This window comes from Sinorhizobium psoraleae (assembly GCF_013283645.1).
Taxonomy (GTDB): domain Bacteria; phylum Pseudomonadota; class Alphaproteobacteria; order Rhizobiales; family Rhizobiaceae; genus Sinorhizobium; species Sinorhizobium psoraleae.
The window spans coordinates 305,436-326,751 of the sequence record NZ_JABEKV010000003.1 but is presented as its reverse complement, the minus strand read 5'-3'; the positions used below and the strand labels follow the sequence as shown (position 1 = coordinate 326,751).

At 62.4% G+C, this 21,316-nt stretch carries 17 protein-coding genes and 1 riboswitch; of the genes, 9 read left to right on the top strand and 8 right to left on the bottom strand.

Features of this window, described 5'->3' with window-relative positions; all coding sequences use genetic code 11:
- Window positions 1-211: 211 nt before the first annotated feature.
- The 3 genes from ILFOPFJJ_RS17385 to ILFOPFJJ_RS17375 all read right to left on the bottom strand — a co-directional run bounded on the left by ILFOPFJJ_RS17385 (window position 212) and on the right by ILFOPFJJ_RS17375 (window position 2,796).
- Window positions 212-511 carry a Rieske (2Fe-2S) protein gene (locus ILFOPFJJ_RS17385; protein WP_173511820.1) on the bottom strand — a complete coding sequence of 100 codons (300 nt, stop codon included), beginning with the start codon at window positions 509-511 and terminating at the stop codon, window positions 212-214.
- A complete protein-coding gene (locus ILFOPFJJ_RS17380; protein WP_173511819.1) occupies window positions 456-1,712 on the bottom strand; it encodes an NAD(P)/FAD-dependent oxidoreductase in 1,257 nt (418 codons plus the stop codon). Before ILFOPFJJ_RS17380 ends, ILFOPFJJ_RS17385 begins: the two co-directional genes overlap by 56 nt.
- A 148-nt stretch (window positions 1,713-1,860) precedes the next feature.
- A complete protein-coding gene (locus ILFOPFJJ_RS17375; protein WP_173511818.1) occupies window positions 1,861-2,796 on the bottom strand; it encodes an AraC family transcriptional regulator in 936 nt (311 codons plus the stop codon).
- 195 nt (window positions 2,797-2,991) lie between these two features.
- Here ILFOPFJJ_RS17375 and ILFOPFJJ_RS17370 point away from each other — a divergent pair, with 195 nt between their 5' ends.
- The 8 genes from ILFOPFJJ_RS17370 (at window position 2,992) to ILFOPFJJ_RS17335 (ending at window position 14,483) form a co-directional block, all read left to right on the top strand.
- Window positions 2,992-4,464: an alpha-glucosidase/alpha-galactosidase gene (locus ILFOPFJJ_RS17370; protein WP_173511817.1), complete on the top strand. Its 1,473-nt coding sequence runs from the start codon at window positions 2,992-2,994 to the stop codon at window positions 4,462-4,464.
- A gap of 286 nt (window positions 4,465-4,750) precedes the next feature.
- Window positions 4,751-6,832, top strand: coding sequence for an ABC transporter substrate-binding protein (locus tag ILFOPFJJ_RS17365; protein WP_173511816.1), 2,082 nt, complete (start codon window positions 4,751-4,753; stop codon window positions 6,830-6,832).
- 117 nt (window positions 6,833-6,949) lie between these two features.
- Window positions 6,950-7,963, top strand: coding sequence for an ABC transporter permease (locus tag ILFOPFJJ_RS17360; RefSeq protein WP_173511815.1), 1,014 nt, complete (start codon window positions 6,950-6,952; stop codon window positions 7,961-7,963).
- Window positions 7,960-9,099 (top strand): ABC transporter permease, encoded by a 1,140-nt coding sequence (locus tag ILFOPFJJ_RS17355; protein ID WP_173511814.1) that lies wholly within the window; start codon window positions 7,960-7,962, stop codon window positions 9,097-9,099. Before ILFOPFJJ_RS17360 ends, ILFOPFJJ_RS17355 begins: the two co-directional genes overlap by 4 nt.
- An 11-nt stretch (window positions 9,100-9,110) precedes the next feature.
- A complete protein-coding gene (locus ILFOPFJJ_RS17350; RefSeq protein WP_173511813.1) occupies window positions 9,111-10,781 on the top strand; it encodes an ABC transporter ATP-binding protein in 1,671 nt (556 codons plus the stop codon).
- Window positions 10,782-10,801: 20 nt separating this feature from the next.
- A complete protein-coding gene (locus ILFOPFJJ_RS17345) occupies window positions 10,802-12,175 on the top strand; it encodes an alpha-glucosidase/alpha-galactosidase (protein WP_173511812.1) in 1,374 nt (457 codons plus the stop codon).
- Between the two features lie 236 nt (window positions 12,176-12,411).
- The gene (locus tag ILFOPFJJ_RS17340) at window positions 12,412-13,668 is read left to right on the top strand and encodes an adenylate/guanylate cyclase domain-containing protein (RefSeq protein WP_173511811.1); all 1,257 of its coding nucleotides are present in this window, start codon (window positions 12,412-12,414) and stop codon (window positions 13,666-13,668) included.
- 506 nt (window positions 13,669-14,174) lie between these two features.
- Window positions 14,175-14,483, top strand: coding sequence for a hypothetical protein (locus ILFOPFJJ_RS17335; protein WP_173511810.1), 309 nt, complete (start codon window positions 14,175-14,177; stop codon window positions 14,481-14,483).
- 33 nt (window positions 14,484-14,516) lie between these two features.
- Here the strand turns inward: ILFOPFJJ_RS17335 and ILFOPFJJ_RS17330 are convergent, their stop codons facing one another.
- From ILFOPFJJ_RS17330 to thiC, 5 genes are read right to left on the bottom strand one after another with little or no spacing between them, the layout of a single operon-like run.
- Window positions 14,517-15,122: a thiamine phosphate synthase gene (locus ILFOPFJJ_RS17330; protein WP_173511809.1), complete on the bottom strand. Its 606-nt coding sequence runs from the start codon at window positions 15,120-15,122 to the stop codon at window positions 14,517-14,519.
- Window positions 15,119-15,892 carry a thiazole synthase gene (locus tag ILFOPFJJ_RS17325; protein ID WP_173511808.1) on the bottom strand — a complete coding sequence of 258 codons (774 nt, stop codon included), beginning with the start codon at window positions 15,890-15,892 and terminating at the stop codon, window positions 15,119-15,121. The genes ILFOPFJJ_RS17330 and ILFOPFJJ_RS17325 overlap by 4 nt, the downstream gene beginning before the upstream one ends.
- Before the next feature lie 2 nt (window positions 15,893-15,894).
- The gene (gene thiS, locus ILFOPFJJ_RS17320) at window positions 15,895-16,092 is read right to left on the bottom strand and encodes a sulfur carrier protein ThiS (RefSeq protein WP_173511807.1); all 198 of its coding nucleotides are present in this window, start codon (window positions 16,090-16,092) and stop codon (window positions 15,895-15,897) included.
- Window positions 16,089-17,099: a glycine oxidase ThiO gene (gene thiO / locus ILFOPFJJ_RS17315; protein ID WP_173511806.1), complete on the bottom strand. Its 1,011-nt coding sequence runs from the start codon at window positions 17,097-17,099 to the stop codon at window positions 16,089-16,091. The genes thiS and thiO overlap by 4 nt, the downstream gene beginning before the upstream one ends.
- A gap of 1 nt (window position 17,100) precedes the next feature.
- Window positions 17,101-18,930, bottom strand: coding sequence for a phosphomethylpyrimidine synthase ThiC (thiC, locus tag ILFOPFJJ_RS17310; protein ID WP_173511805.1), 1,830 nt, complete (start codon window positions 18,928-18,930; stop codon window positions 17,101-17,103).
- A 97-nt stretch (window positions 18,931-19,027) separates the two neighbouring features.
- A riboswitch (TPP riboswitch) is annotated at window positions 19,028-19,139 on the bottom strand.
- A gap of 271 nt (window positions 19,140-19,410) precedes the next feature.
- On the opposite strand from thiC, the gene ILFOPFJJ_RS17305 reads away from it, so the two are divergent.
- Window positions 19,411-21,288: an ABC transporter ATP-binding protein/permease gene (locus tag ILFOPFJJ_RS17305; RefSeq protein WP_173511804.1), complete on the top strand. Its 1,878-nt coding sequence runs from the start codon at window positions 19,411-19,413 to the stop codon at window positions 21,286-21,288.
- Window positions 21,289-21,316 lie beyond the last annotated feature (28 nt).

Below are 21,316 nucleotides of genomic sequence, written 5' to 3'. Positions count from 1 at the left end.
TGTCCTCGTCTCAGCCGCCCACGATTATCAGGGATCATCGGTCGATGCCACGCGGCAAGCGTGGGGACCGCGATCTCGGCGCGAGCGCACAAGTAAATTTTTACTAACGCTGCGTCATTTGCAAGCGGCAGTTTTGGAAACTTGCCCGCGAGGCAAGCTTAAACCGTTGAAATCGGATGCGGATGCGCTTGGCTGCAGCCGGACGGCTCGCTCAGCCGGTGCTGGCGGAGCCAAGGGGCGCGGTGGCGGGTCCGTGCATGACTTCTCCATCGAGACCGAAACGCGATCCGTGGCAGGGACAGTCCCAGGTGCGGTCGGTCTCATTCCAGCCCACGATGCAGCCCATGTGCGGGCATACGGCCGACACGCTGTGCACGCGGCCCTCATCGTCCTTGTAGGCGGCAACATGTTTGCCGTCGATCCGCATGATTGCGGCCTGCCCTGGCGGAAGCTCGTCAAAGGAATGCAGCTTGCGAGACAGGTAGCCGCCCACCAGGTGGGCGCCGACCATCGCGTTCTCCTTTACATACTGCGCGGCTCCGCCGAAGACTGTCGTACGTTTGGCATCGAACAGCGACAGCCAGGGGTGGTGATTGCCTGCCGCAAGCTCCGCCAGGATCATCGCGGCAGCGGTTCCGTTTGAAATCCCCCCAGGCGGCGAACCCGGTCGCGACAAGGTAGCCATCTTTGGTTGCTGACCAGCCGACGAAAGGCAGCTTGTCGACAGACGAGTAATCCTCGTTGATCCATTGGTACTCGATGGGTCCCGAATCGAAGTTTTCACGCAGCCACCGCTGCAGATCCGCCATGTATCGACGCTCATCGTCGGTATGGCCCGGTTTGAAGCTTTCGCCGGCGACGATCGCGTAAACCTCTCCGTTTTCCCGCCTGTGGGTGCGGATCGAGTGGCCGGGCTGATCGACACTGATATACATGCCCGGCGGCGGGCTCTGGATACGCGCGGCGGCAACGGGCTCGGCATAGGGATGAGCCGCGGTGTAGAAGCCTCCGATCTGGCCGAGCGGGAGATGGGTCGCCATGATGACATGGCGTGCGCCGACGCTACCCGTCCGCGTGACCACGCGCGTCGGCTCCCAATCCGTGACCGGGCTGTTTTCGAAGACATGACAGCCATCGCCGGGGATCGTTTGCGCCAGGCCCGCTACATATCTCGTCGGGTGGAATTGCGCCTGGCCATCGAAGCGTATCGCGCTCGATACTTCGAATGGCAGTCCTGTGTCGCGGGTGAGGACGGCCGGCAGGCCGAGGCGCCGCGCCACTTCTGCCTCCGCCTCTATACGATCGACCGACTTTTCCTCGCGGGTATAGACGAAGGCCGACTTCTCCTCGATGTCGCAATCGATCGAATGCTCGCGGGCGAGACTGCGGATCCTTTCGATGGCGCTCTGCTGCGCCTCGCCATAGAGGCGAGCATGGTCCGCATCGAACTTCTGCTCCAGTGTCTGATAGATGAGCCCGTGCTGGGAGGTCATCTTGGCGGTTGACTTGCCCGTCACCTGCCGGCCCACTCTGCGAGCTTCCAGCAGGACGACCCGCAAGCCCTTGTCCTTGAGGAGGCGCGCCGTCGTGACGCCGACGATGCCGCCGCCGACAATGACGACATCGGCGGTGGTATCCTGCTCCAGACGGGGAAAATCCGGAGCGTCGCAGGTCGCGTTCCAGTAGCTGCTTGAATCCGGTGCGTCGGGCATGTTTGTTCCTCGCGGGTGTCATCAGCCCGTGCCGTGGGCCGGACCTTCGCATCCAACAGGGAACGCTATGCTTTGTTCCTCAGGCGGCCGCCTCCTCGCGGCGAGAGCGACCCCCATTTGCCTGCTTGCGAGCGGCAACGCACCGCGTTCAGTCACAAGCAGCAGCGAGCGTGGTCACAGACTCGCTTACCTTCTGAGCTTTTGCGGGCACGCTCGCATACATGCCGGTGGTGCGGAACTCGGTGGGGCTTGCGCCGAAGACGCGGCGGAAGACCTTGGCAAAATAGTTGGGGTCTTCGAAGCCGGACATGATTGCCACTTCCTTGACCGGCAGGTCCGCGGTCTTGGTGAGAAGTTTCACCGCCCGCTGCAGCCGCTTCTGCAGAACGAATTCGGCTGGCGGCATGCCCTCGCTCGCCGCGAAGACGCGGGAAAAATGCGCCCGGCTGAGCCCCGAGACCTTTGCCAGTTCCTCGACCGGCAGCGGCTTTTCAAGGTTCGCCATGATGTGATCGATGACGTGATGCATGGTCCGGTATTCCTGGCTGAAGACCGGATGCGACCCGAAAACGTCGTCATAGAGCGCCATCGCCGCCTCGTAGGCGATCGCCGAGGCACGGCCCGGCGTCTCGCCGCCGGTGATCAGCCGCAGGCTGCAATCGGCGAGATGCTCGATCGTTTCGGGCTGCAGCTTCAACACCGGACCGGTGACCGCCAGGATCGCGCGATGGATGCGCAGCGCCTCTTCTCCGTTCATCGATATCCAGAAGAATTCCCAACGCCCGCCGTCCTCCAGCCAGTAGCGATGATTGTGCGGCACGAGCAGGAGCAATGTCTCGCCCTCGCGCAAACGATAGCTGCGGTTTTCGTAGCGCAGGTTGCCGGCGCCGCCGATCGTGTGCTGCAGCACGGTGAACGGCGTCTGGCCGCGCTTTCGTCCGTCCCAATTGTAGGTCGCGTCGGTCCGGATCTCATAGCCGGTGCTGGTCGGCATGGTGTGCAGGCTCTGTCTTCCCCGCGGCAGCGAAACGGTCCGCATCACCGGGCCGTGGTCGATCAAATCTTGCAGCACAGAATTACCCATGAAAGCACAATACCTCTCTAGTCGTGCGGTCGATTATACACATAATGACCACAGATCGCGCAAGACGGCCGCTTTTCTGCAGCGGGAAGGGGCTTGGGAGAGGAGCGGTCGCATTTTGCGACCCGGGCCAGTTCGATGAATTGATTTTACCCTTATAGCGCGAATTCTGCAGGGACGAGGAGGGACGAGACGACCATGAGCCGCTTCAAGATCGCCATTATCGGTGCCGGCAGCATCGGCTTCACCAAGAAGCTCTTCACCGACATTCTTTCCGTGCCGGAGCTCCAGGACGTCGAATTCGCGCTCACCGATCTGAGCGAGCACAACCTCGGCATGATCAGGACGATCCTCGACCGGATCGTCGAGGCGAACAGCCTGCCGACGCGGGTGACCGCCACCACCGATCGTCGCAGGGCGCTCGAAGGCGCGCGCTACATCATCAGCTGCGTTCGGGTGGGCGGGCTCGGCGCCTATGCCGATGACATCCGCATTCCGCTGAAATACGGCGTGGACCAGTGTGTCGGCGATACGATCTGCGCCGGCGGCATTCTCTACGGCCAGCGCAACATTCCTGTCATCCTCGACTTCTGCAAGGACATCCGCGAGGTCGCTGAGCCGGGCGCGAAATTCCTGAACTACGCCAACCCGATGGCGATGAATACCTGGGCCGCGATCGAATACGGCAAGGTCGATACCGTCGGTCTATGCCACGGCGTCCAGCACGGGGCCGAGCAGATCGCCGAGATCCTTGGCGCTAACGACGGCGAGCTCGACTACATCTGCTCGGGCATCAACCATCAGACCTGGTTCATCGACGTGCGCTTGGGCGGCCGCAAGGTCGGCAAGGACGAGCTCGTCGCGGCCTTCGAGGCCCATCCGGTGTTCTCGAAGCAGGAAAAGCTCAGGATCGACGTGTTGAAGCGCTTCGGCGTCTATTCGACGGAAAGCAACGGCCACCTCTCCGAATACCTGCCCTGGTACCGCAAGCGTCCGGACGAGATCACCAAATGGATCGACATGTCGGACTGGATCCATGGCGAGACCGGCGGCTATCTGCGTTATTCGACCGAGACCCGCAACTGGTTCGAAACGGAATATCCACAGCTCTTGGCTTCCGCCGGCAAGCCGATCGATCCGGCGAAGCGCTCGAACGAGCATGCGAGCCATATCCTCGAAGCGCTCGAGACGGGCCGCGTCTATCGCGGTCACTTCAACGTCAAGAACAATGGTGTCATCACCAACCTGCCGGCGGATGCGATCATCGAATCGCCCGGCTTCGTCGACCGCTTCGGCATCAACATGGTGTCGGGGATCACGCTGCCGGAAGCCTGTGCCGCCACCTGCATCTCGTCGATCAACGTCCAGCGCATGTCGGTCCACGCGGCGATATCCGGCGACATCGATCTTTTGAAGCTCGCGGTGCTGCACGATCCGCTCGTCGGCGCCATCTGCACGCCGGAGGAGGTGTGGCAGATGGTCGACGAGATGATCGTCGCCCAGGCCGAATGGCTGCCGCAATACGCCCACGCGGTCGATGCGGCGAAGGAGCGGCTCGCCCGCGCAACGGTCAAGACCCGCGACTGGAAGGGTGCTGCGCGCCGCGAGGTACGCTCGATCGAGGAGATCCGCACCGAAAAGGAGGCGGCGAAGCTGCGGGTTGCGGGATAGGTCGCCATCCCCGGGATGGCCCCTCATCCGGCCTGTCGGCCACCTTCTCCCCGCAGGCGGGGCGAAGGGGACTCGCGGCGACCGCTTAAATCCCTCTCCCCGCCTGCGGGGAGAGGGCTAGGGTGAGGGGCGATGCCATGCCCGAGGAGGTTACCGGCGGGCAAATTGCCCGCGCGTTGAAATGACGGCGTGAAAGGCATCCGCGTGAGGAGACGAGGGCGCCTGTGGCGCAGGAGGAGTGCCACCCGTCCCGGGTTGGCAAATTAGGAGGGAGAACTTTAAGGCCATGAAAACCCACCGACTGACATCAACGGCGAGTCTGCTCATCGGCATTTCCGCTTTCGCCGTGCAGGCATTCGCATCGGAACCGACCGTCGTGCCCGAGCAGCCGCCGTTCCCGGCCCAAGGCAAGATCACCTATGTCCCGCGCGACGCGCTGCTGGAGTTCAAGGCGCTGCCGGAATATCACGAGCCGGACTGGGTCACGGAGAAATTCGTGAAGCCCGGCAAGCTGCCGCCGGTTGCCGAGCGGCTGCCGAAGGAACCGATGGTCTTCAAGACCGGCAACATGCCCGACGGCGTCGGTGTCTATGGCGACGTGCTGCGCCATGTCATCGGCGGGCGTCCGGAAGGCTGGAACTACAGCGCGGGCCAGACCCAGGGCTGGGGCGGCATCGACATCGGCATGTCGGAATGCCTGACGCGCACCGCACCGCTCTTCCAGGTCGAAGCTGCCGACGTGGAGCCGCTGCCGAACCTTGCGAAAGGCTGGGAGTGGTCCGAGGACGGCCACAAGCTCACCATGCATCTCGTCGAGGGCGCGAAATGGTCGGATGGCGATCCCTTCGACGCCGAGGACGTCATGTTCTACTGGGACGACAATGTCGTCGATCCGAATGTTTCGCCGTTGAACGGCGCCACACCGGAGACATTCGGCGAGGGGACCACGCTCAAGCAGATCGACAAGTACACGGTCGAATGGACCTTCAAGGACGCCTTTCCGCGCCAGCATCTCTACGCCATGGCCTACGGCACCTTCTGCCCCGGTCCGTCGCATATCCTGAAGACCAAGCACCCGAAATATGCCGGCACGACCTACGACCAGTACAAGAACGGCTTTCCGGCGGAATACCTGAACATTCCGGTGATGGGCGCCTGGGTTCCGGTCGCTTATCGGGCCGACGATATCATCGTGCTGCGCCGCAATCCCTATTACTGGAAGGTGGACGAGGCCGGCAATCAGCTGCCCTATCTCAACGAATTGCATTACAAGCTTTCGACCTGGGCCGACCGCGATGTGCAGGCGATTGCCGGTTCGGGCGATTTCTCGAACCTGGAGCAGCCGGAAAATTTCGTCGAGTCGCTGAAACGCGCAGCCGACGAGGCAGCGCCTGCGCGCCTTGCCTTCGGTCCCCGCGTCATCGGCTACAATCTGCGCATGAACTATTCGGCCAACGGCTGGGGTGAACCGGATGCGCGGGCCCAGGCGGTGCGCGAGCTCAACCGCAATCTCGACTTCCGCAAGGCGGTCACGATGGCGATCGACCGCAAGAAGCTCGGCGAAGCCCTGGTCAAGGGCCCATTCACGGCGATCTATCCGGGCGGGCTTTCCTCCGGCACGAGCTTCTACGACCGCCAGTCGACGATCTACTATCCCTTCGACATCGAAGGCGCCAAGGCGTTGCTCGAAAAGGCCGGGCTCTCGGACACGGATGGCAACGGCTTCGTCAACTTCCCGGAAGGAACCGCGGACGGCGTGGACGTGCAGATCGTGCTGCTCGTCAATTCCGACTACGGCACCGACCGCAATCTCGCCGAAGGTCTGGTCGGGCAGATGGAGCAGCTCGGTCTCAAGGTCGTGCTCAACGCCGTCGACGGCACCAAGCGCGACGCAACGCAATATGCCGGCCGCTTCGACTGGCTCATCCGCCGCAACGACCAGGAATTGACGTCGGTGGTGCAGAACACGACGCAGCTTGCGCCGACCGGTCCGCGCACGAGTTGGCACCACCGTGCCCCAGAAAGCGGCACTGTCGACCTGATGCCCTATGAGCAGGAGCTCGTCGATCTCGTCAACAAGTTCATCGCCAGCAACGACAATGATGAGCGGGCGGCGTTGATGAAGCAGTTCCAAAAGGTATCGACCACCAATGTCGACACGGTCGGCCTGACGGAATATCCGGGCGCGTTGATCATCAACAAGCGCTTCTCGAACATTCCGACCGGCGCTCCGATCTTCATGTTCAACTGGGCCGAAGACACGATCATCCGCGAGCGGGTCTTCGTCGCAACCGACAAGCAGGGCGACTACGAGCTCTATCCGCAGCAGCTTCCCGGCAAGCCCGGCGATAGCGGCCCGAGCAACTGAGCCCCGAACCATCCTTCCGGCTTCAGTCGTGAAGCCGGAAGAATGAGCGTCCTTTCAATGCGCCCGGGACGCCCGAAACACCGGCGTCCCGCGCGAAGAACGACAGAAGGAAACGGCATGTTCAGGTTTCTGCTTGTCCGCATCGCCTCTGCCATTCCGGTATTGCTTGTCCTGAGCGTGGCGACCTTTGCCATCATCCAGGCGCCGCCCGGCGACTACAGCGACTACATCCGCTCGCAGCTGATCAACCAGGGCGGGGCGTCCTTCGAGGAAGCCGACGCGCAGGCGCAGGCCTATCGTAAGGAGCACGGACTCGATCAGCCGTTGCCGATCCAGTACGTCAACTGGATGACGGGCATCGTGACCCGAGGCGATTTCGGCCACAGCCTTTATTACAACAAGCCGGTTGCCGACGTCGTCGGCGAGCGCCTGCCGCGCACGCTGGCGCTGGCGCTGGTGTGCCACTTTCTGGCATCGATCATCGGCATATCCTTCGGCATCCTTGCCGCGACGCGGCAATATTCCTGGGTCGATAGCCTGCTTTCGACCGTGTCGTTTCTCGGCATGACGGTGCCGCGCTTCCTGATGGCGCTGATTATCGTCTATGTCCTCGTCTTCCATTTCAATGTCAGCGAGATCAACAGCTTCAATTCCGCCCGCTACGGCGGGGCCCCCTGGTCGTGGGACAAGTTCGTCGATCTGGTGAAGCATGTCTGGCCGGTCGTTGCGATCGCGACCTTCGGCGGGCTTGCCTACAACATGCGCGTCATGCGCGGTAACCTGCTCGACACGCTGAACGCGCAATATGTCGAGACGGCGCGCGCCAAGGGCCTGAGCGAGGGCGCCGTCGTCATGCGGCATGCCGTTCCGAACGCGCTGCATCCGCTGATCATGTATCAGGGTGTCGTGCTTCCCTACATGCTGACCGGCGAGATCGAAACGGCGATCATCTTCGCTCTGCCGACCGTCGGCCCGGCGATCGTCGGTTCGATGTGGGTGGGCGACGTCTATGTGACCGCCACCTTCATGCTGGTTCTGTCGGCGACGCTGATCGTCGGCAACATCATCGCCGACCTGCTGCTTGCCGCGCTCGATCCGAGGGTGCGCATGGGAGGGGGGGCCTACGCATGACCATGGAAGCGCACAGCACCATTCCGGTTGCCACGCAGCCGAAGGAGCAACCGAAGGAAAAGCACCACAATGAAAGCTATTCGGCTCTCGTCTGGCGCCGCCTCAAGCGGTCCTGGACCGGTCTACTCGGCCTGATCCTCGTCAGCCTGCTGGTTCTCATGGCGCTCTTCGCCGATTTCCTGTCGCCCGTCGATCCGAAGGCGACCGGCGTAGGCTTTGCACCGCCGCAGGCGATCAGCTTTCACGACAAGGACGGCAATTTCGTCTTCCCGCCGCGCAGCTATCCGGTGCGCGAGACGGAAGAACTCGATCCGATCACCTTCCAACCGGTGATCGGCCCGGATTACGACAATCCGCAGATCCTCGGCTTTTTCGTCAAGGGCGCGCCCTACCGCCTTCTGGGGCTCATCCCGGCGGAGCGCCATCTTTTCGGCGCGGTCGACGGGACGGCAGTCCATTTCCTCGGCACCGACAAGTTCGGCCGCGACGTGCTCTCGCGCATTCTTCATGGCTCGCGCATCTCGCTGATGATCGCGCTCATCGTCGTCTTCATCGTCACCGTGGTCGGCACGACCGTCGGCATGGTATCCGGCTATTTCGGCGGCCGCTTCGACGCGTGGGTGCAGCGCTTTGTCGAACTCGTGCTCGCCTTTCCGCAACTGCCGCTCTATCTGGCGCTCGCCTCGCTGATCCCGGTGACAGCGCCGACCAGCGTCTTCCTCGCCTTTGTCATCGTCGTGATGTCGGCGCTCGGCTGGGCGCAGATGTCGCGTGAGGTCCGCGGCAAGACGCTGGCGCTCGCGCGGATCGACTATGTCCGCGCGGCGATCGCGATCGGTGCGACCGACCGGCGCATCATCTTCCAGCATATCTTCCCGAACGTGATGAGCCACGTCATCGTCGCGGTGACGCTGTCGATCCCGCAGGTCGTGCTGCTCGAATCCTTCCTCGGCTTCCTCGGATTTGCGGTGAAACCGCCGCTGATCTCCTGGGGGCTGATGTTGCAGGACACGGCGAACTACTCGGCGATCGGTTCCTATCCCTGGATTCTCTCGCCCGTCGCCTTCGTGCTCGTCACCGTCTTCGCCTTCAACGCGCTCGGTGATGGCCTGCGCGACGCAATCGACCCCTATTGAGGAGCACGCCAATGGCGACGACAGAGACTATTGCCCCGGCTCCTGAAGAAAGGCGCGACCGCCACACCAAGGATACGCGGCCGGTCATCGATGCCCGCAAGGTTGCGGTCACCTTCAAGGTCGAGCATGGCACCGTCGAAGCGGTGAAAGACGTCTCCTTCCAGCTCTACCGCGGCGAGACGGTGGCGATCGTCGGAGAGTCCGGCTCCGGAAAGTCGGTGACGGCACGGACTGTCATGGGGCTTTTGTCCAAGCGTGCGACGATCGCTCCGCAGGCGCGCATAGAATATGACGGCCGCGACGTCCTGAAGTTCTCGAAAAAGCAGCGGCGTGCGCTTCGCGGCGATCGGATCTCGATGATCTTCCAGGAACCGATGAGTTCGCTCAATCCCGTTTACACGATCGGCAGCCAGATCATTGAGGCGATCCGCGCCCATCGCCGGATGAGCCGTCGCGCGGCGAACGAACGGGCACTGGAGCTCCTGCGACACGTGCAGATACCGGATCCGGAGGCGCGGCTGAACCAATATCCGCACCAGCTTTCCGGCGGCCAGCGCCAGCGCGTGATGATCGCCATGGCGCTCGCCAACGACCCGGACGTACTGATCGCCGACGAGCCGACGACGGCGCTCGACGTTACCGTGCAGGCGCAGATCTTGAATCTGATCCGCAAGCTGCAGAAGGAACTCGGCATGGCCGTGATCCTGATCACCCACGACCTGACGGTCGTCCGGCAGTTCTCGGACTATGTCTACGTCATGCAATACGGCGAGGTGAAGGAGCACAACACGACGGCCGCGCTCTTCGCCAACCCGCTCCACGCCTACACCCGCCGGCTGCTTGCGTCCGAACCTTCGGGCGCGGCCAATCCGCTGCCGGACAATGCGCCGATCATGCTCGACGGCCGCAGCGTCCGCGTCTCCTTCATGCTCAAGAAGGGCGGCTTCTTCAGGCCGGAGCTGAAGGAGCTCGTCGCGGTCGACAGCCTGAACCTCCACCTGCGACGGCACGAAACGCTCGGTCTCGTCGGCGAGTCCGGCTCGGGCAAGACCACCTTCGGCCAGGCGCTGATCCGCCTCATCAACACCGACAGTGGCGAGATCTACTTTGATGGTCAGCCTATCCATGGCAAGGACCGCAAGGCGATGCGGCCGCTTCGCTCGCGGATTCAGGTCGTCTTCCAGGACCCGTTCGCCTCGCTCAACCCGCGCATGTCGGTCGGGCAGATCATCGAGGAAGGACTCGTCGTCAACGGCATCGGCGAGAACCGGCAGGACCGGTTGGCGCGCGTCGAGGACGCGCTCGTCAGCGCCGGGATGCCGGCCAATATCCTGTCGCGCTTTCCGCACGAATTTTCCGGCGGCCAGCGCCAGCGCATCGCGATTGCACGGGCGATCGCGCTGGAGCCGGAGTTCATCCTGCTCGACGAGCCGACCTCGGCGCTGGATCTCTCGGTGCAGGCCCAGATCATCGACCTGTTGCGCAAGCTCCAGGACGAGCGGGGCCTGAGCTATCTCTTCATCTCCCACGACCTCAAGGTCGTGCGCGCGCTCTGCCATCGCGTGGTGGTCATGCAGCACGGCAAGATCGTCGAAGAGGGGCCAGTGAACGAAATCCTTTCCAATCCCAAGACCGCCTACACCGAACGGCTCGTCCGGGCCGCCTTCGATGTGGCCGCATGACCTTCAAACAGAGGTATCCCATGAACAGGCAACCCAAGATCACCTTCATCGGCGCCGGCTCCACCGTCTTCATGAAGAACATCATCGGCGACGTCTTGCAGCGCCCGGCGCTTTCAGCCGCCACCATCGCGCTGATGGACGTGAACCCTGAGCGGCTCGCGGAAAGCGAGATCGTCGCCGGCAAGCTCGTGCGCTCGCTCGGCGTGAAAGCCAGGATCGAAACGCACTCGAACCAGTTGAAGGCGCTCGAAGGGGCGGATTTCGTCGTCGTCGCCTTCCAGATCGGCGGTTACGAGCCCTGCACCGTCACCGACTTCGAAGTGCCGAAGAAATACGGGTTGCGCCAGACGATCGCCGACACGCTCGGCGTCGGCGGCATCATGCGCGGCCTTCGTACAGTGCCGCACCTTTGGAAGATTTGCGAGGATATGCTTGAGGTCTGCCCCGAGGCGATCCTGTTGCAATACGTCAACCCGATGGCGATCAACACCTGGGCGATCGCAGAAAAGTACCCGACGATAAAGCAGGTGGGCCTCTGCCATTCGGTGCAGGGCACGGCCTTCGAGCTTGCCCGCGACCTCGACATCCCGGTCGAGGAAATCCGCTACCGTGCAGCCGGCATCAACCACATGGCCTTCTATCTCAAGTTCGAGCACCGCCAGAAGGACGGCAGCTATCGCGATCTCTATCCGGATCTGATCCGCGGCTATCGCGAAGGGCGCTTCCCGAAGCCCAGCCACTGGAACCCGCGCTGCCCGAACAAGGTGCGCTACGAGATGCTGACGCGGCTTGGCTATTTCGTTACCGAGAGTTCGGAGCATTTCGCCGAGTACACGCCCTATTTCATCAAGGACGGCCGCCCGGATCTTATCGAAAAGTTCGGCATTCCGCTCGACGAATATCCGAAGCGCTGCATCGAGCAGATCGAGCGCTGGAAGGGGCAGGCGGCCGCCTACAAGGAGGCCGAGACGATCGAGGTCGCCGAGAGCCATGAATATGCCTCATCGATCATGAACTCGGTCTGGACCGGCGAACCTTCAGTCATCTACGGCAACCTCAGGAACAACGGCTGCATCACCTCGCTTCCGGAAAACTGCGCCGCGGAAGTCCCCTGTCTCGTCGATGCCTCGGGCATCCAGCCGACCTATATCGGCGCGCTGCCGCCGCAACTCACGGCGCTGATCCGCACAAACATCAACGTCCAAGAACTGACGGTTCAGGCGCTTGTCACCGAGAACCGCGAGCATCTCTATCACGCGGCGATGATGGATCCGCATACGGCCGCCGAACTCGACCTCGATCAGATCTGGTCGCTTGTCGACGACCTGCTCGCAGCCCACCGAGACTGGATTCCGGAATGGGCGCGTGTTTCGAAAAAGGTTCAGGCCGCCTGATTTTTTCTCCCGGTCAGGCGGCAAGAAAGCCCCGGGACAATCGTTCCGGGGCTTTTCCACAACCGCCCCTTAAAAATCGTGCCGCGGTGCGCCACATTACCCGAATGTATATCCTGCATGTTCGCTCAAATCGGTGTCGATTGGAGGGAGGAGCATGCGGCGATTGGAAATGCCACAGCGGCCTGTGTGCATCCAAAAGGACGCAAGGTCGCTGCCGGCGATGACGGAGTGTCGCAATGCAGTCGCTATTGAATCCAGGTCTCGCCGAGGCACGCCAGGACGACGGAACCCGGCCGAAGCGAGGGCGGAAAGTCCTCGACTGGCTGATCAACGAGACGCGCGGCGAGCGTTTCATCGACAACATCTTCGTGGAAATGTGCGAACGGCTGGTGGTGGCCGGCGTGCCGGTCGCGCGGGCGACGCTTCATTTCAGGATCCACCATCCGCAATGGATCGGCGCGCGCATCCTCTGGCGGAAAGGGCTGGCGGAGGCGGAGCTCCAGACCTATGAATACGGCATCGAGGATACCGAGCAATATCTGAACAGTCCGCTGCACGAGTTCAACAACGGCGCGCCGGAGGTGCGGGCGCACCTCGACGACCCCGCGGCAGAGGGGCCGCAATACCCCCTCTATGACGAACTGCGCGCCAGCGGTCTTACCGACTATTTCATCTGGCCGGTCGAGCACACGCTCGGCAAGCGGCATGCGGTGAGCTTCGCAAGCGACAGGCCGGGCGGCTTCAGCGAGGACGACATGGCAGTCTTCGCCGATCTCCTGCCGGCACTGGCGCTTGTCAGCGAGATCAGATTGAAGAACCGCTTCGCCCGGACGCTTCTGGAAACCTATGTCGGTCCGCATGCAAGCGAACAGATCCTGGCCGGCGCGACGACGCGCGGCAGCGGGGTGACCGTCGGTGCCGCGATCCTGATCTGCGATCTCCGCGACTTCACGAAACTGTCCGACCTCTGGCCGCGGGACGACGTGATCGAGCTGTTGAATGGCTATTTCGACGCGATGTGCGAACCGATCGAGCGGCATGGCGGCGAGATACTCAAGTTCATGGGCGATGGCCTGCTGGCGATTTTCCCGCTGAGCGACCCGATGGCCTGCAACAAGCTTCTGAGCGCAATCGGCGAAGCACAGGCGGCGTTTGCCAGGCTGAACGAGGAGAACCTGAAAAAGGGCCACGAACCGCTCGGCTACGGCATCGGCGTCCATGTGGGCGACGTGATGTATGGCAATATAGGCTCACGCAAACGCCTCGACTTCACGGTGATCGGGCCGGCCGTGAACATCGCTTCCCGCCTCGAAAGCCTGACGAAGGTGATCAAGCGGCCCGTCCTGCTCTCCAGGGCCTTCGTCGAAATGGCGAAATGCCAGGGCGAGTTGGAAAATCTCGGCTCCTATCCGGTAAGGGGGCTCGACGAGCCGATCGACGTCTTCGCGTTTTCCGGCAATTCCGCGCCGGCGGACGCGGCTGCAAGATGTTAGATTGGGCAACTATCTTGGCAAATCTATAGCTTACGGAAGACCGTCAGCGCGCCAACATATCCGCGACCTCATCGGTCGCGGTCACGGCAAAGCGTCTCCTCCCAACCTCATTCCTGTGCTTGTCACAGGAATCCAGCCAGCCCAAGTCCTTGGTCTGAAAAGACTCTTCCGCGCCGCAGACGCGGCGCTGCTGGATCCCTGTGACAGGCACAGGGATGAGGCGGAAAAGCGTCCGCCAGACGGTCGCTCTTACCGAATAGGCACGCGAAAGGAAGGTGACCGGAACAGGCATGCCGGGAACTTATGCGTTCCTTATGTCTTTGGCATGAGTTCCGTATCGATTTCCTATGCGACTTCGGGTCAGGTGACATGGAACGGGATAACGTTTTCACGCAGCGTTGCCTTCAGAATTCCATAGTTGTTGCGTCAAGCGGGACCGCTCGCCCGACCCGGATGCGAGTATCGGCCAACCATGGCGGCCGATGTTTGCAGTGAGTTAAGAGACGATGAAGATCAAGAATGGCTTCAGGATCACCTGGAAGACCAGCCGAAATCTGCCAATTGAGTATTTCATCCTGGCGAATGTGCACTTCGAAGGACGAGTCATCGGGCATCTCGCCGGCCGTCCGATCCGCGAGACTGTCGTCGACGGTGATGGGCTTCGGTATCGGTTCGTCGGTGTTGCACCGCGCGACCAGCGAGGCCGTTTCGATGTCCAGTCGCTCCAGACTGGGGAATGGATCGTCCAGCCTGGACTGGTTTACGCTCAGAATCCGAAGCTGACTTCCGCTGAAGGCGCAGATCGCGCGGCGTGATCTCTGATTTAAGGATTCATGCAGTAGTCGGGCTCAGCGCCAGCGCGCGGTCTTTTCGATCCATTCCCGCGTCCGGCCTTCCGGGTCGGCATTCAGCGTGATGTCGGTGACGACGGCCGCACTGTCTGCTCCGTGGGCGAAGACGCCTTCGAGCCTGTCGGTGTTCAATCCGCCGATCGCGACCAGCGGAAGCGGCCGTACGCGCTCGCGCCAGGCGGAAATGCGGGAAAGTCCCTGCGGCTGCCATTTCATCTTCTTGAGGATCGTCGGATAGATCGGCCCGAGCGCCACATAGTCAGGCTGGGCGGCGAGCGCGGTTTCCAGTTCGGTTTCGTCGTGGGTGCTGAGGCCGAGCTTGAGCCCGGCCGTGCGGATCGCCGCGACATCGGCCCCGGCGAGGTCCTCCTGACCGAGATGAACGAAGTCGCAGCCTTCCTCGATTGCGATCTGCCAATAGTCGTTGACGATCAACTGGCAGCCATGGGCGGCGCAGACCCCCCTGGCGCGGCGGATCTCGCTTCTGAGATCCGGTTCGGGGCGATCCTTGATCCGAAGTTGCACCAGCTTTACGCCGAGCGGCACGAGGCGCTCGATCCAGGCCGCACTGTCGACGATGAGATAGAAGGGATCGAGCTTCATGAGAAGACTGCCTTTCCGATGACGGGAGTCGAGGGAACAGCCATGTCGCGCGGTTCGAGCATGCCCGCCTCGAAGGCGGCGCGGCCGGCATCGATCGCCTTCGCAAAGGCTGAGGCCATCAGCGCCGGCTTTCCCGCGCCGGCAACGGCGGTGTTGAGCAGCACCGCGTCGTAGCCGAGCTCCATTACGGTCGTGGCATGCGAGGGCCGGCCGATGCCGGCATCGACGATCAGGGGCACATCGGGAAAATGCGCGCGCATGGCTCTAAGTGCCCCGATGTTCTGCGGCCCCATGGCGCTGCCGATCGGCGCGCACCAGGGCATCAGCACCTTGCAGCCCGCCTCGACCAGCCGTTCGGCAACGACAAGATCGTCGGTCGTATAGGGGAAGACCTCAAAACCTTCGCCGGCAAGGATGCGCGCCGCCTCGACGAGCCCGAAGACGTCCGGCTGAAGTGTGTCGTGATGGCCGATGACCTCCAGCTTGATCCAGTTCGTGCCGAAGACCTCGCGCGCCATCTTCGCCGTCAGCACAGCTTCCGACACCGCGTGGCAGCCGGCAGTGTTCGGCAAAACGCGCACACCAAGCTCGCGAATGAGTTCGAAGAAGGCGCCGCCCTGCCGGCCGCCGGCCGTCTCACGTCGGAGCGATACCGTGACGACCTCGGTGCCCGCCTGCCGAACGGCATCGGCGAGGATGGCGGGGGAGGGGTATCGCGCCGTACCGAGCAGCATGCGCGAGCCGAGTTCCTGTCCGTATAATGTCAGCATGTTCAGCCTCCCTTCATCGGCGAGAGAATTTCGATCCGGTCGCGGTCATTGAGCCGATGGCGCGCTCTCTCGGTCCGGTGAACGAGTTCGCCGTTGACGGCGGTTGCGAGCCAATCGCCCTCGTATTCGAGCGCCAGCAGCAGCTCCGACAGCGTCTTTGCGCTGCTCTCCAAGGTCTCGCCGTTGACGATGTAGGTCATTGGCTTGCTCCCTGTCGGAAAGAAGGATTGGGGGAGAATGGCGGATGTTCCGCTCCGCAGAGCTTTTCTGCGAGCTGCCGTGCCATGGCGGGCGCAAGCAAGAAGCCGTGGCGGTACATGCCGGCGATCGCGAAGCCGTCGTCGCGGTCGAGCACGCGTGGCAGGTTGTCTGCAAAGGCAGGCCGGACACCGACGCCCATCTCCACGACGCGAGCCTCGCCGAACGCAGGATGTACGGCGTAAGCGGCGTTCAGGAACTCCATTACCGAGCGGGCGGTGATCGGTCCGTCATCATCGGTTTCGATCATGGTCGCGCCGACCATGAAACGATGGTTGTCACGCGGCACGATATAGAGCGGGTGCCGCGGATGAAGCAGGCGGACAGGCCTTGAGAGGCTGATCTCAGATGTTTCCAGAAAGAGCATCTCACCCCGCACACCACGGAGGCCGGGCGTAGCGGCGATCGCCGCCGCGCCTGTGCATTCGACCACTGCCGAGAAGGACGTATCGGACGGCAGGTCGGTGCTCCCGAGATGGAAGCGGACGCCTCTCTCGACGAGCGCGGCATAAAGGCCGTCCATTGCCTTTCGCGGATCGAGATGGGCTTCTTCGGGAAAGAACAGCGCGCGGTCGAACCGGCCCGCAAGGTCCGGTTCGAGTTCTCCGATCGTGTTGCCGCCGACCCATTCGTATCCGCGGGTGCGGGCGGCGAAGCGGTCGAGCTCACCGCTGTCCCGTCCTGCGGCGATCACCAATGTGCCCTTGCGGAACACTTCGCCGGGGGCAGCCTCCTCCCACCAGTCGGCGGCGGAAAGCCCGAGTGTCAGCACTGCTTCATCGGCCGCTTCGCGTTCGCAATAGGGCGCGATCATGCCGCCGGCATAGCTGGATGCGCCGGTTCTGACGGTTTCCGCCGCGTCCAACACCTCCACCGCGATCCCGCGGCGGCTGAGTTCGAAGGCGGCGGCGAGCCCGGCGACCCCGGCTCCCTTGATCAATACCGTCATCCTATTCTCCTGGCTGCGCTTCTTCGCCGACCGGCATATAAAGATCGCCGCCATCGCGGTATTTGGCTGCCATCGCCTCGAGGCCCTCCTTTTGCGCTTCGGCGCGGATGTCGTGGGAAATCCGCATCGAACAGAATTTCGGGCCGCACATGGAGCAGAAATGTGCGACCTTATGTGCTTCCTTCGGCAGGGTTTCGTCGTGGAAGCTGCGCGCGGTTTCCGGATCGAGCGATAGATTGAACTGGTCTTCCCAGCGGAATTCGAAACGCGCGCGGGAAAGCGCGTCGTCGCGAATGCGGGCCGCCGGATGACCCTTGGCGAGGTCGGCGGCATGCGCCGCGATCTTGTAGGTGATGACACCCGTCTTCACGTCGTCGCGGTCGGGCAGCCCCAGATGCTCCTTCGGCGTCACGTAGCAGAGCATCGCGGTGCCGAACCAGCCGATCATCGCCGCGCCAATGCCCGAGGTGATGTGGTCGTAGCCGGGCGCGATATCGGTCGTCAGCGGCCCCAGCGTGTAGAAGGGCGCCTCGCCGCAGACGGCAAGCTGCTTGTCCATGTTTTCCTTGATCTTGTGCATCGGCACGTGGCCGGGGCCTTCGATCATCACCTGGCAGTCCTTTGCCCAGGCGATCTTCGTCAGTTCACCTAGCGTTTCGAGTTCCGCGAACTGCGCGGCGTCGTTGGCATCGGCGATCGAGCCGGGACGCAAGCCGTCGCCGAGCGAGAAGGAGACATCATAGGCGCGGCAGATGTCGCAGATCTCTTCGAAATGCTCGTAGAGGAAGCTCTCGCGGTGGTGATGCAGGCACCATTTGGCCATGATCGAACCGCCGCGCGAGACGATGCCGGTGACGCGGTTGACGGTCAGCGGAATGTAGTGCAGCCGCACGCCGGCATGGATGGTGAAATAGTCGACGCCCTGCTCGGCCTGCTCGATCAGCGTGTCGCGATAGACCTCCCAGGTCAAATCCTCGGCGATGCCGTTCACCTTCTCGAGCGCCTGATAGAGGGGGACGGTGCCGATCGGCACGGGCGAATTGCGGATAATCCATTCGCGGATGTTGTGGATGTTGCGGCCGGTCGAAAGGTCCATGACGGTGTCCGCGCCCCAGCGCGTCGCCCAGACCATCTTCTCCACTTCCTCGGCCATCGACGAGGTGACGGCGGAATTGCCGATATTGGCGTTGATCTTCACCAGGAAATTGCGGCCGATGATCATCGGTTCGGATTCCGGATGGTTGATGTTGGCCGGAATGATTGCCCGACCAACTGCCACTTCCTGGCGAACGAATTCGGGCGTGACGAAATCGGGGACCGAAGCGCCGAAGCTTTCGCCGTCGCGCGTCAGCGCCTCCTTCGCCGCCTTGCGGCCGAGATTCTCGCGGATCGCAATGAACTCCATTTCCGGCGTGATGATGCCGGCGCGGGCATAGGCGAGCTGCGTGACCGCCTGTCCCGCCTTTGCCCGCCAGGGTTCCCGGCGAACGGGAAATTCAGGGGTCAGCTTTTCGCCCGTCGCAAAGCCGTTGTCCTCCGCCTTGACGCTGCGACCCTGATAGGCCTCGACGTCACCGCGTCCAAGGATCCAGTCGCGGCGAAGCTGCGGCAGGCCCCGATCAATGCGGATATCCGCATCGTCGAGCGTATAGGGGCCGGAAGAATCATAGACGGTGACCGGCGGCTCACCGGACGTCGGATGCAGCGCGATCTCGCGCATCGGCACACGGATCTGCGGATGGATCTCGCCGGCCTTGTAGACTTTCTGCGAGGCGGGAAGCGGACCCTGCGTGACCGAGGGCGTCGTGCGCGGCGGATTGATAATGTTCATCGTGAGGCTCCAAAGTTTATGCGTTGGAGACCCAGTTCTGAAGCCGGAAGGATGAAAAGACGCTACGCCGATGGATCGCGAAAATCGGAATCCTGGCTGTCGCACGTCCGCACCGTCCCTACGCCAGTATGAACTGGATCAGGTTCAACGGGTCACTGCGCGCTTTAGCAGTATCTCAGCCCCTTGCCGGGACCCCCCTGGTGAATGGTGCAAATAGTGCCGGTTATCGGCGTGGCGTCAAGATGGTTTTTTGAGCTTCGGCGGGCGGTTCTTATTCGGCGCGCGCTAAATCGGATCACGAATGCGCCTAAGGCTATTCTTGTGGAAAACCGTTCGGCATCGGTGCGCTTCTGTGCAGTCTAGTGAATATTAGCTGTACTGAATAAGGAGAGTGTCCTGATTCCAGAGCTCGGAGAGAAGGCCTCGCATTGGCGGAGCCGCAAGCGGAAGAAGCAACCGCAGCTTACTCCCGTGTCGCAAATGCGGAGCTTTTGGGGTCTGATGTGGGCCTATTGGTTCTCCGACAGGTGGCGGGAAGCTTGGGCCCTGGCGGCGATCATCGTCGTGCTGACGGCGTTTTCGGCGCTGTCGAGCGTTTGGTTTGCCGATGCCTCGGGCGAACTCGTCAATGCGATTGCCTTTCTCCACCATCCGCAGAATCCGACGACACTCCGTTCCATTCTCGCAAGCGCGGCGACGATGGTCTCGATCGTCCTGCTGAAGGAAGCCGGGTTCACCGCGGTCCGGCACTTCCTCTCGACGATGCTGCATCGCAAATGGCGCGCCTGGCTTGACGAGCGCTTTAACGACGCATTGCTCAGCCGCAACCATACACATCTTCACTTGCTGCGCGGCGCGTCCGAGGCGACTCCGATGGCCGGAGGGATGCCGGATAACATAGACCAGCGCATCCAGGAGTCGATCAAGGGCATGACCGGCGGGGCCATCGGACTGGCGATGGGCATCGGCGGCGTCACCCTGTCGCTTTTCTTCGTTGGTGGGAGAATCATCGAAAGCTCCACCGAGGTTGGCGGACTGGAATTCCTTGGCAGTTACGGCAGCGCCTGTCTGACACTTGCCGCCGTCGCGGCCTATGTTCCCATCAGCACGTTTCTCGCAGTCAAGATCGGTGCAATTCAGCAGCGGCTGGACGTCAGAATGCAATCGGCCGAAGGCAGCTACCGCCGCGAGCTCACAACGCTGCTCCACCGCAGCTTCCATGTCGCGGCCTCGCGAGGTGAGGGAGTGCAGAAGCGCATCCACAGCCGGCGCTATCGCGAAATCGACCAAACCTGGTCGAGCCTGAACATTCTGACGGCTTGCTATATGGGCTTCGAGCTCGTCTATAATTTCATCGGCTCGCGCGTCATCGCCTATGCGCCCGGTCTGCTGCCCTATGCCGAGAGCAAGATCAGCCTGCGCGGCTATGTGACAGGGGCGGAGCTCGCTAATGCCATCATCAACGATTGCTCGTGGTTCATTCATGTCATGCCAGACATAGCCCGGCTCAGGGCCAATGCAGGGCGCATCACCGATCTCGCAAAGGCGATAGAGGACGTGCAGCAGCCGTGCGCATTCTATGCCCGCACCGGCCGGTCGGAGCTAAGCTGCGTCCGGCAGAATCGCGAGATTGGCTTGACCATCCAGCGCCTCGAACTGATGCACCCGGGCGCCGACTTGCCCTTCCTTGCGACAGGCTACCTTCACTTCAACCCAGGCGAATGGACACTTCTCGTCGGTAGATCCGGCAGCGGCAAGTCTTCCCTGCTCAAGGCGATCAATGGTCTGTGGCCGCATGGCCGCGGCTCGGTCGCACTGCCCAGACACGTGCGGACGCTTTTCGCCGCGCAGGAGGTCAAGCTGCCGCCAATATCATTGAAGGAACTGATCTGCCTGCCCGAAGAGGGCGATGCCCATAACGACCGGGAAGTCGCAGCGGCGCTCTCCAGGGCCGGCCTTTTCGATTTCGCCGGTGATCTCGCCGGGGAGGGGCGTGGGACGCAAACCTGGGACCAGCTTCTTTCCGGCGGCCAGAAACAGAAGCTCGTGCTTGCGCGCATCCTCCTGCATCGTCCGGGTCTGCTGTTCCTGGACGAGCCGACCAGCGCCCTCGACGGCGAGGCGGCGATCACGTTCCATCAAACAATCAAGGATGAGTGCCCCGGTGTAATCGTCATCAGCATCATGCACGCCGCCGTCCCGCCGAAATCCAAGACGGGCAAACAATTCTACGACAACGTGCTCGCCATCGCCGACGGCAAGGTCACGAAGAGACCGCTGTCGCCGTTGCCGTTCGGCGCGACCGAACTCACGCGCGTGAAGCCGCGCGCCGAAACGATGGGACCGATATTGCGGTAAGCTCGGCCACTGGAGCGGGATGCGGAAA

Excerpts from the sequence above, each read along its gene's own strand:
- ILFOPFJJ_RS17385 (WP_173511820.1), bottom strand. The coding sequence starts at position 511 with ATGGTCGGCGCCCACCTGGTGGGCGGCTACCTGTCTCGCAAGCTGCAT.
- ILFOPFJJ_RS17380 (WP_173511819.1), bottom strand. The coding sequence starts at position 1,712 with ATGCCCGACGCACCGGATTCAAGCAGCTACTGGAACGCGACCTGCGAC.
- ILFOPFJJ_RS17375 (WP_173511818.1), bottom strand. The coding sequence starts at position 2,796 with ATGGGTAATTCTGTGCTGCAAGATTTGATCGACCACGGCCCGGTGATG.
- ILFOPFJJ_RS17370 (WP_173511817.1), top strand. The coding sequence starts at position 2,992 with ATGAGCCGCTTCAAGATCGCCATTATCGGTGCCGGCAGCATCGGCTTC.
- ILFOPFJJ_RS17365 (WP_173511816.1), top strand. The coding sequence starts at position 4,751 with ATGAAAACCCACCGACTGACATCAACGGCGAGTCTGCTCATCGGCATT.
- ILFOPFJJ_RS17360 (WP_173511815.1), top strand. The coding sequence starts at position 6,950 with ATGTTCAGGTTTCTGCTTGTCCGCATCGCCTCTGCCATTCCGGTATTG.
- ILFOPFJJ_RS17355 (WP_173511814.1), top strand. The coding sequence starts at position 7,960 with ATGACCATGGAAGCGCACAGCACCATTCCGGTTGCCACGCAGCCGAAG.
- ILFOPFJJ_RS17350 (WP_173511813.1), top strand. The coding sequence starts at position 9,111 with ATGGCGACGACAGAGACTATTGCCCCGGCTCCTGAAGAAAGGCGCGAC.
- ILFOPFJJ_RS17345 (WP_173511812.1), top strand. The coding sequence starts at position 10,802 with ATGAACAGGCAACCCAAGATCACCTTCATCGGCGCCGGCTCCACCGTC.
- ILFOPFJJ_RS17340 (WP_173511811.1), top strand. The coding sequence starts at position 12,412 with ATGCAGTCGCTATTGAATCCAGGTCTCGCCGAGGCACGCCAGGACGAC.
- ILFOPFJJ_RS17335 (WP_173511810.1), top strand. The coding sequence starts at position 14,175 with ATGAAGATCAAGAATGGCTTCAGGATCACCTGGAAGACCAGCCGAAAT.
- ILFOPFJJ_RS17330 (WP_173511809.1), bottom strand. The coding sequence starts at position 15,122 with ATGAAGCTCGATCCCTTCTATCTCATCGTCGACAGTGCGGCCTGGATC.
- ILFOPFJJ_RS17325 (WP_173511808.1), bottom strand. The coding sequence starts at position 15,892 with ATGCTGACATTATACGGACAGGAACTCGGCTCGCGCATGCTGCTCGGT.
- thiS (WP_173511807.1), bottom strand. The coding sequence starts at position 16,092 with ATGACCTACATCGTCAACGGCGAGACCTTGGAGAGCAGCGCAAAGACG.
- thiO (WP_173511806.1), bottom strand. The coding sequence starts at position 17,099 with ATGACGGTATTGATCAAGGGAGCCGGGGTCGCCGGGCTCGCCGCCGCC.
- thiC (WP_173511805.1), bottom strand. The coding sequence starts at position 18,930 with ATGAACATTATCAATCCGCCGCGCACGACGCCCTCGGTCACGCAGGGT.
- ILFOPFJJ_RS17305 (WP_173511804.1), top strand. The coding sequence starts at position 19,411 with ATGCGGAGCTTTTGGGGTCTGATGTGGGCCTATTGGTTCTCCGACAGG.